At 30.3% G+C, this 8,146-nt stretch carries 11 protein-coding genes; 1 reads left to right on the top strand and 10 read right to left on the bottom strand.

Annotation, left to right across the window (positions count from 1 at the left end):
- Positions 1-192: 192 nt before the first annotated feature.
- The 9 genes from BLP58_RS11045 to BLP58_RS11005 form a co-directional block, all read right to left on the bottom strand.
- On the bottom strand, positions 193-1,437 hold the full coding sequence (locus tag BLP58_RS11045) for a hypothetical protein (protein WP_013854566.1): 1,245 nt from the start codon (positions 1,435-1,437) through the stop codon (positions 193-195).
- Positions 1,438-1,756: 319 nt separating this feature from the next.
- The gene (locus BLP58_RS11040; RefSeq protein ID WP_013854567.1) at positions 1,757-2,461 is read right to left on the bottom strand and encodes a hypothetical protein; all 705 of its coding nucleotides are present in this window, start codon (positions 2,459-2,461) and stop codon (positions 1,757-1,759) included.
- Between the two features lie 93 nt (positions 2,462-2,554).
- The gene (locus tag BLP58_RS11035) at positions 2,555-3,169 is read right to left on the bottom strand and encodes an aggregation-promoting factor C-terminal-like domain-containing protein (RefSeq protein WP_025084306.1); all 615 of its coding nucleotides are present in this window, start codon (positions 3,167-3,169) and stop codon (positions 2,555-2,557) included.
- 31 nt (positions 3,170-3,200) lie between these two features.
- On the bottom strand, positions 3,201-3,476 hold the full coding sequence (locus BLP58_RS11030; RefSeq protein WP_025084305.1) for a hypothetical protein: 276 nt from the start codon (positions 3,474-3,476) through the stop codon (positions 3,201-3,203).
- A gap of 17 nt (positions 3,477-3,493) precedes the next feature.
- Positions 3,494-4,138 (bottom strand): hypothetical protein, encoded by a 645-nt coding sequence (locus tag BLP58_RS11025; RefSeq protein WP_013854569.1) that lies wholly within the window; start codon positions 4,136-4,138, stop codon positions 3,494-3,496.
- A 215-nt stretch (positions 4,139-4,353) separates the two neighbouring features.
- Positions 4,354-5,142, bottom strand: coding sequence for a helix-turn-helix domain-containing protein (locus BLP58_RS11020; RefSeq protein ID WP_013854570.1), 789 nt, complete (start codon positions 5,140-5,142; stop codon positions 4,354-4,356).
- 104 nt (positions 5,143-5,246) lie between these two features.
- Complete coding sequence (locus BLP58_RS11015; RefSeq protein ID WP_013854571.1) at positions 5,247-5,873, bottom strand: tyrosine-type recombinase/integrase; 627 nt, start codon at positions 5,871-5,873, stop codon at positions 5,247-5,249.
- A gap of 355 nt (positions 5,874-6,228) precedes the next feature.
- Entirely contained in the window at positions 6,229-6,606 is a 378-nt protein-coding gene (locus BLP58_RS11010; RefSeq protein ID WP_005726889.1) for a type II toxin-antitoxin system PemK/MazF family toxin, read from the bottom strand.
- 32 nt (positions 6,607-6,638) lie between these two features.
- Positions 6,639-6,851 (bottom strand): AbrB/MazE/SpoVT family DNA-binding domain-containing protein, encoded by a 213-nt coding sequence (locus tag BLP58_RS11005; RefSeq protein ID WP_013854572.1) that lies wholly within the window; start codon positions 6,849-6,851, stop codon positions 6,639-6,641.
- 270 nt (positions 6,852-7,121) lie between these two features.
- Here BLP58_RS11005 and BLP58_RS11000 point away from each other — a divergent pair, with 270 nt between their 5' ends.
- On the top strand, positions 7,122-7,616 hold the full coding sequence (locus BLP58_RS11000) for a hypothetical protein (protein WP_013854573.1): 495 nt from the start codon (positions 7,122-7,124) through the stop codon (positions 7,614-7,616).
- Positions 7,617-7,901: 285 nt separating this feature from the next.
- Here BLP58_RS11000 and BLP58_RS10995 read toward each other — a convergent pair.
- The coding region (locus BLP58_RS10995) for a homing endonuclease associated repeat-containing protein (RefSeq protein ID WP_369596151.1) at positions 7,902-8,146 on the bottom strand (245 nt) is incomplete at its 5' end.

The raw sequence follows: 8,146 nt of genomic DNA, 5'->3' as shown, positions 1-8,146 counted from the left end.
GTAGTCTGATAGGCTTTCAAAGCCGGTTAGAAATTGCAATTTTAGCTTATAATTTGGCTTATTGTCTAGAACGATTTAACTAGCACCACGCGTAAATAATAGTCTTTTTATAAAAAATATAACTCTTTGCTCTACTTTTAGAAGTCATTTCCAATTTTTATTAACTTAACATAATAATAATAATTAAATAAACTAGAGTAATTTCTTTTCCATTATGCGACCAAAATCTTTAATTTCTTGTTGATGTTCTGGGTAAACGCTAGTCAACGTTCCTAGTAACTGAAAGATAACTGAAGCTAATGGCTCTGGATAGTCTTCTTTCAATCTCTTATTAAAAGCACTTTTGACACTAGTCATATTGTCTTTAATAACTTCTGATAAGATTCCATTAACTTGTGCGTGATTATCACGTACGAACTCATCTACTGGTAATGGAGATAAACCCTCAACTTGAGAGAATTGGTTAATTGGCCGTCCTGAAGCATTCCATTTCTTACTTGGATAGAACCATTTATTTAAATTTATTGATGAAAATGCTAGTTTCAACCAATTAGCATTTCTCTCAATGTGTTTGTCAATATTGTCGCCACGGCAAATATTTAAAAGACCTTCTTTGACTTGAGCAAAATCAGTGTAAGAAATTGATAAGTAGTTGGTCATTGGTGATTCAACAAAAATGCAATGCCAGTCAGAGCCATTGTTTTGAACAAATTTGCTAACCCTTATCATTGTATTCTGAATTTTCATTTCTGAATAAGAACGATAAAAATCATAATAACCAAACTGCGAAAGTTTTAATAATACTGATTTCTGCTGCGTTTCTGAATTGTAAGTTCCCATAATCATTTGCGCACGCAAAGTTTGGGCCTTATTTATCATAGCTTCAACTAAACTATTCGGGTTTAGCTGTAATTCCTCACAAGTATTGGCTAATATTTCTGCTAAAATACTTGAATCTGAATCAGTATCTTGACAGTAGATTGTTTGATTATCCAAATTAGAGTAAAGAAGATAATCAGCAATTACTCTTCTTTGTCTCAAAGCTGCCAGTTTTTCATTTAACTGTTCTAATTGCTTTTGAGTTTTCTGCACACTAAAATTATTTTTGAATTCTGTATACTGCTCTGTATGATTAAAATCGTTAAATAGAGCTTGGCAGCTATTTAGATCTGATTTTATTTTAGATAGACTTGGTCTGTATGCTTGAATAGCAGCTTTAAATGCATTAAGTGTAGCAACAAAATTAAATTTTCGCTGGAATTGTTCCTGTAAAAATAAGTTCAACAAATCATGAGTTAAGCTTTTTACATGATTAGGATTAAGTGATTTATAAATCATCCCCTCTTGGATACCATTCTTAGGCACAATATACAATATAACTGAGTTGGATTCGATACCTTTTAACTCTTTGACAATTTCTTCTAAATCTTTGTTCATTTCTTTCTTGACTAGATAAAATCTGGTCGTTCCTTTCTTTTAAACAACATTTATATCTACATTCTCATCATACAAAAATTTGAAGTTCTAAAACGAAAGTTAAATGAAAAATAATATTTATAATGTGCAAAATTAGTATAATTGCATTATTAATAAATTTGACAAGGATTAGATAATTTTTATTAAAAACAAAGTATTGAAAATTAGGGAAAATAAAAAAGCTCAAATAATCATTGAATTTTTGTTTAAACTCAATAATAGTTTGGACTTTTTAATTTGAATTGATAATAACAACTTATAAATTTATCTGTCTAGAGTGTTAATTAATACTCCATAGTAAAATATTGTTTTGCTTTTCTTGCATAACATTGCGTATACCATCATCTTGCTTCATCTGTTGTAAAGAACCTAAGACGAATTTACGTTGATTGCCCTTTAATTTTCTAGCTGATTTAACTGCTAAATCAAAGTCATGCTTATTTTGGGCAATTCGTTTTTGACCAGAAATAGCACCCTTTGCAGTTGTTTTTTTATTTAATCTTTCTGAATCTCTTTTGCTCATTCTCTTTAATGGACTAATAACTCTTTTAAGAGATTTGTTATGTATAGCGTAATATTGTAACCCAGAACTCGGAGTCCACGCATTATACTTATGACTTTTAGAAGTAATCAAATATTCTGGGGCACCATTTACGTTTTTAAACTTCATAATTTTGATTACCTTAAATTTAATGTTCTTAATTTCTTTAGGGTTAACAGTCTTAGTTCCTTTAAATAAGGGATTATTTAAAAGTTTTTTATAGTTGTTCTTGCCAACAAAAATAGGCTGTGTTGAAGAATTGACATTTAAAACATAGCCCCATTTGCTAAGTTTTGGAGCATTTTGGATTACGTAATGTTTCTTTTGTTTTGCAGTTACATTAGAGCTATAATTTGAAGCCTTAACTGTAATTGGAGCTGTACCAAGTAGGGTTGCAAGTGTAACTGTAGTGAGTAAAGTTGTCAAAAGTTTATTTGATTTCATTGTTTGCCTTCTTTATTTCTGAGCTAAATTTTATAGCAATTAAAGCAAGATAGTACTTTACTCCATCTTGCTCTAATCCATTCGAAAATAATATTAATACCAATTATGTGCTAACCAAAATCTTTTAGCATTTACCCATGAGCCATAGCGGTTCTTAACATACCGATTAGCTGTTCTTTCTTGATTTGTCTTACTAAGATCACCATGTAAATAACCTAATGATAATTGATAACGCCCATATACGTTACCATTTCTTGCAGTGTAGCTACCACCGGATTCACGTTGTGCAATCCAAGCCTTAGCTCTACGGTTAGCTGGTGATAAATGACTCCAATACTTCACATACAATGAATGTGGCACACGATCATTTTCTTGCGCAAACATATTAGAGTTTTGTGGTAAGTACAGTGGCGTACCATTTTTAATTGGAACATCTGGGTTAATATTGTCGTTTAATTTTTCCAGAACTTCCAAAGAAGTATTATTAGCTGCGGCAACTTGACGAAGAGTTTGATTGTCACGACTTGCAACTGGTGAAATAGACGCCTTAACAGGAACCATTGCATCATTATGACCGACTTGTAAGACGTTAGTGTCTCCAGAATCTCCATTGTTGGTTGTATCGGCCTTTACTTGACTGCTTACAGTAAAAATTAATCCTGCAACAAGGGCAGAAGATAGCCAAAATGACTTTTTATGATTTAAAATATTTTTTAAAACAACTTATATTATATTAATATTACTTGTTATTCCGCAATTTTCTGATTTTAAAATAAGTAAAAATGGCGCTAATTAACGCTATCATATCTAATGGTATGAAAAGTATAATTCCAATTATATTTTGTAATAATAAAAGAGCTATGTTAGCAATTACCATTAGTATTGGTAGTGCTAATACATTCCAATATCCAAATTTCTGCCACAAGCGATAGCGATAAGCCTTATATGCTGGTGTAACACTAATTCCTAATCCTATAGCAATCAAAATTACATCAATCCAACCTAGGTATGACATATAATTCTCCTTATTTTTTAAAAAGTATGGAAAGAAATATTAGGTGCATCCATGTAGATTTTGCTATGACGATGTCTTCTATTAAAGTTAGCTAATCTATTAGAAGTAGAATCTGTGTATGCTCCTAACGCATCACTTAATGTACTAGCAATTTCATGACCTGTTACTTGAGCTACCATACTTACAATAGTTGCAATACCTGATGCTGTACTCAATTTGCTTCTAAACCAATTAACTGCAGCATTTGAAGTAAAGTAAACTCTTACTCCCCACCAAAAACCATGTACATAACAACCTCTATGTATTCTTGTAGCTCCTCTGAAGCCTGAAGCAAACATTACATAAGGAGATTGATGTGCTATTTCTTTAGTTTGGGGATCAACGATCAATCTATCTTTAATAATAGCTTGATTTGTCTTTTCAATTTGCTTTTTTACAGAATTGAAAACATTATTAGGCAAAAGGTTTTGACCTTGTTGAGTAATGTAAAATTGATTATTTTTAACTTCAACATACTTATCTGCTAATTCAATATCAGATTGTGAGAGATTAGAAGAAGTTTGTTGATTCACATCAACTTGATCTGAATATGATTTACTTGTTTTAACACTATCAGCGTTCACTGAATTTGAAAGCAATGGTAAAGCTGTACTACTTAACATTATTCCAGCTAAAAAATCATAGTCTTGTTCTTTAGTTTCATTTTTGTCCTCTTTTCTTTAAGTTATTCAGGTAAAACAGGATATCCAACAATTATCATAGTTATTATTCTCCTTTCTTTTTCTTTGTTCTTACTACCTACATTTTTATTTTATGACCAAAAAAATAATTTTGGATTATATCCCTTCATAGGGGAATTAGTCTGGTAAATTATCACTTATTTTTTATAGTTTGATTGTTTTAAAAGCTTTTTGATCTCTAAAGCTTGACTGTTGTTGGTATATATTAAATGAAAATATAAAGTTAACTCTTTAAGCAGGCACAACTCTGGATCTGCAGTAAGATTTTCTAACCATGCTAAAATTTTAAAAGCAATCTTATCTGAATTTTTAAAATACTTTCTTAAAATGTACAAATAATTAATCCCCACTGTAGCTAATCTTCTCTGCCTAGTTAAGCTTTGTTCATTCAACTTTTTATATTTTCTAATTAACATCATTATTAAAGGAGTTATATCATTTAAATTATCTTTACGAATAGAATTACTTAAAATAGTAATGGCATTATCATCATTCATCCATTCTTGATAGTTAAAAAAATCATGCATAGCTTGTTTGATAGATGCTGTGTCATCACCTGAGTTTAATATATTTATAATTAAATCAGCTCTATCTTTTAATTCAGTTGAGATATGCTTGTCAACCAAAATTTGTCTCTTTAAATTTCTAGCTTTTTTTACATCATTATTATAAAAAGCTTGATTCAGTTCTTGAGATATTTCTTGGCTGATCATGTCATATTTTGTCGGAAAATATTTTTTAAAAAAGTTAGCTATTGATACTCCACGTAATTGTAGGATTAGTATTAAATCATCCACAAAAATTCTGTTTTGTCCTTTTTCCATTTTGGAATAATGTGTAATAGTTATTTTACTTCCCTTGATCATTTGAGCTTGCGTTAATCCTAGTGATTGTCGTAAGCTTTTTAAAGCTTCTCCGATTGTCATAAATTTTGCTTTCTATTTTTTAATACGGGCAATTAAAGCACATTAGCGACTAAAAATTGTTAATTTAAATTACTAAATTCGATCTTAGAATTATTGTGTAAATCTTAAAGTTGATTAAAATTAACTTGGTCTAATAACGCTTCTCTCCTTTCTTGCTCAAGCCCCAAATATCTTAACGTCATTGCTTCACTAGAATGATTTAATAGTTTCATTACCAAAGCTGTATTGTGATTAGTTTGCTGATAAACCATAAATGCACCTGTTTTTCTCATTGAGTGAGAGCCAATCCAATTAACACCAATTTTCAATCCAGTTTGATGGCAAATTCGGTAGAAGCTGTTTTCTCTAATTGGAACATCTTCACCTAATCTACGAGAACTAGGAAAAAGCCATTCTGAAGAAAACAATTTCTTGTAGGGATGCTTTTGTTGATATTCCTGAAGCCAATCATAGTAATCTTCTAACACATCTCTAATCGGATTTAAATAAAGTCGATTTTGTTTTTTGGTTTTCTTATCAACGATAAAAGCATTTTTCTTTACTCTGCCATTTGATTGAAAAACTTCACTTTTTTTCAAAGCTAAAACATCACTTACTCTCAACAGAGTAGCTTTGCCTGTTTGAAAGATAGCATAGTTTCTTTCTCCCATACTAGAATCTTCACGTAAGTGCTTAAGAAAATTTTTCAAGATAATTGGATCAGTAATTGGTCTTGTATCTTTATGTTTCAAGTTGAAAATCTCCCTTTTTATTAGTTTTATAAGCCACATTTTAGATATATCCTAATAGATTAGGCTTTTTGCTTATTATGTAGAATTATTAGCTTATAAATAATTATACTACATAGTTGGGGAGCGTAAAATGACGTTTGACGGTAAATTGCACTCGACAGCCATCTATGTAGAAAAACTATATTATTCTACATAGTCAGAAAGTACAAAAAAGAATGCTAATTTCCCATAAAAATAAGAATTAGCATTCTATTGCATTAAATGATTAATTATTAATCTCTGTAATCGAACTTGACCTCAGAATCGTCCTCTCAGCATAGTTGAATTAGCCTTAAAATTAGCATAATTATTTTACCTATTCTAGTCCCACCATATCATTCACGAAACCTTGGAGTTTGTCTAATAGCTGAATATTTACGTGATTAACAATTTCTCCATTTCTAGATTCAAAGTCAAAATTCTGAAGTTGCCATAAAACAACATAACCTTTTACTCCAGTGCCATTACTGCCTGGAATTAATATTGGCTCGTAATGTGGGTTGCCTTGATATTTATCTGAAGTAGTAATCGGCATCCCTATAAACATATGTGTTGATTTATTATAGGCACTGGTACTCATTACCACATAATGTCTTCTAATATTACCTTTATGCGGATTATGGCCACCCATTTCATGTCCGGAATGAGGTTCTGCATCTGCTTTAACAATATCTCCCTTTTTCGGATAAATCATTAATCAACTACCTCACGTCCCACTGGTTTTACTTATTGTAGTTCCACGTCATTTTTTATGTCTTTTTGATAATCATAATTTTGCCATTCTTTGGTTGCAAAAATATTTTTCTTTTTCTTCACGACAGGTGTAAAAACTATATTCATCCCTTCATTTTTCACAGTATACTCTTTACTAGTAATTATTATATCTTTAGGAACTGTTAAAGTTTTTGAATTTCCAACTTTTCTTAATTTTACAGTCATAGTTGTACGCCTCTTTCTTTTTTTGTATATATTTAGTATACACAAAATTACAAAGAAAGTAAATTATGTTTTAACGTTACCTCAATAGATGGGGAGATATTCTTTGTTCTTTCTCCTAGCTATTTGTCCTTATTGCATAAAAAATCTAAATATTTTAAATAAATTTAGCATTTTTCTTTTTTGCGAATGTAACTGCTGAGAAAACTGTATATAATAGCTCTTGGCCCCCCTTTAGAAAAGGAAATTAGTTTTCTATGAAAGGAATTAATAATGGATAATAATTCTCAAGTCTTTTTTACCGTAAGTATAAAAGAACCAAGCAAGAATGATCAAGAGACCCTCATCAGTAATGATGAGCTACCAGAACCATTAACTGCGAATTTTTGGGTGCCGGATGTTGAAGTCCTGGTAATTGTGAATGAAGACCATTCGGCGCACCTTCAATTTAAAAGTAAAGACATTAGATTTTCAAATCAAATGAGTCCCGGTTTGTATATTTTTAGCGAAATGAATGAGGAAGCTGATAACGTAATTAAACTTAGCTATGTTGTTGACAGCGAAACTAAAAAGCCAAAATTATGCTTTAAATATAATGCATCTCCTGCTCCAGACAGTTCAGTTTATTTTGAAGAATATAAAAAAGACATTCAATATTTTGAAATTAATTTAAAGCCAAAAATAGAGCAATATTTTGATGAATTAATTAATGCAATTGAAAGGTTCATTCGTATTAGAATGAGTATTACCATTAATAACTGGAGCTAAAATACAAACTTATCTAATCAACATAAAAGAGTCTGGAAAAAAACTCAGAAATTAAAAAATCTTACTAAATCACGGCATTAACAAACCTTGATTTAATAGGATTTTTATTTTTAGTAAAAGTTTAAGACTGGTTAAAAATAGACTTTTTTCCAGACACAGTATGAAAAAGAATGCTGATTTTTGTAAAAAACAAGAATTAGCATTCTATGGCTTTAAATGATTAGTTATTAGCCTTTATAAATGAATCGTGCCTTAGAATTACTCTCTCAGCATATTAAAAATTTACTATTCATTACTCATCTTTTCCTGATGTTTAATTAAATTTTTTTGGCTGTCTTTCAACTTAAGACCTGCTTCAGACAAAGCATTTGTCCAACTTCCAAAGCGTCTAATATAAGTGGCTTGTCGGTTTATTTTCTTACATTTGCAATAATCTTTAATTGTAGGTGTTCTACCTAATCGGTTAGCTACAGTCTTTAAATCAAATAATAGTTGCTCATTAGTAAGTAAATCATATTTTTCACATAGAT

The sequence above is a fragment of the Lactobacillus kefiranofaciens genome, from assembly GCF_900103655.1.
GTDB classification, from domain to species: Bacteria; Bacillota; Bacilli; order Lactobacillales; family Lactobacillaceae; genus Lactobacillus; species Lactobacillus kefiranofaciens.
The sequence above is the reverse complement of the archived record's forward strand: the minus strand, read 5'-3'. Positions and strand labels throughout refer to the sequence as shown.

Coding starts and splice junctions, on each gene's coding strand:
- BLP58_RS11045 (WP_013854566.1), bottom strand. CDS start 1,437: ATGAACAAAGATTTAGAAGAAATTGTCAAAGAGTTAAAAGGTATCGAA.
- BLP58_RS11040 (WP_013854567.1), bottom strand. CDS start 2,461: ATGAAATCAAATAAACTTTTGACAACTTTACTCACTACAGTTACACTT.
- BLP58_RS11030 (WP_025084305.1), bottom strand. CDS start 3,476: ATGTCATACCTAGGTTGGATTGATGTAATTTTGATTGCTATAGGATTA.
- BLP58_RS11025 (WP_013854569.1), bottom strand. CDS start 4,138: ATGTTAAGTAGTACAGCTTTACCATTGCTTTCAAATTCAGTGAACGCT.
- BLP58_RS11020 (WP_013854570.1), bottom strand. CDS start 5,142: ATGACAATCGGAGAAGCTTTAAAAAGCTTACGACAATCACTAGGATTA.
- BLP58_RS11010 (WP_005726889.1), bottom strand. CDS start 6,606: ATGATTTATCCGAAAAAGGGAGATATTGTTAAAGCAGATGCAGAACCT.
- BLP58_RS11005 (WP_013854572.1), bottom strand. CDS start 6,851: ATGACTGTAAAATTAAGAAAAGTTGGAAATTCAAAAACTTTAACAGTT.
- BLP58_RS11000 (WP_013854573.1), top strand. CDS start 7,122: ATGGATAATAATTCTCAAGTCTTTTTTACCGTAAGTATAAAAGAACCA.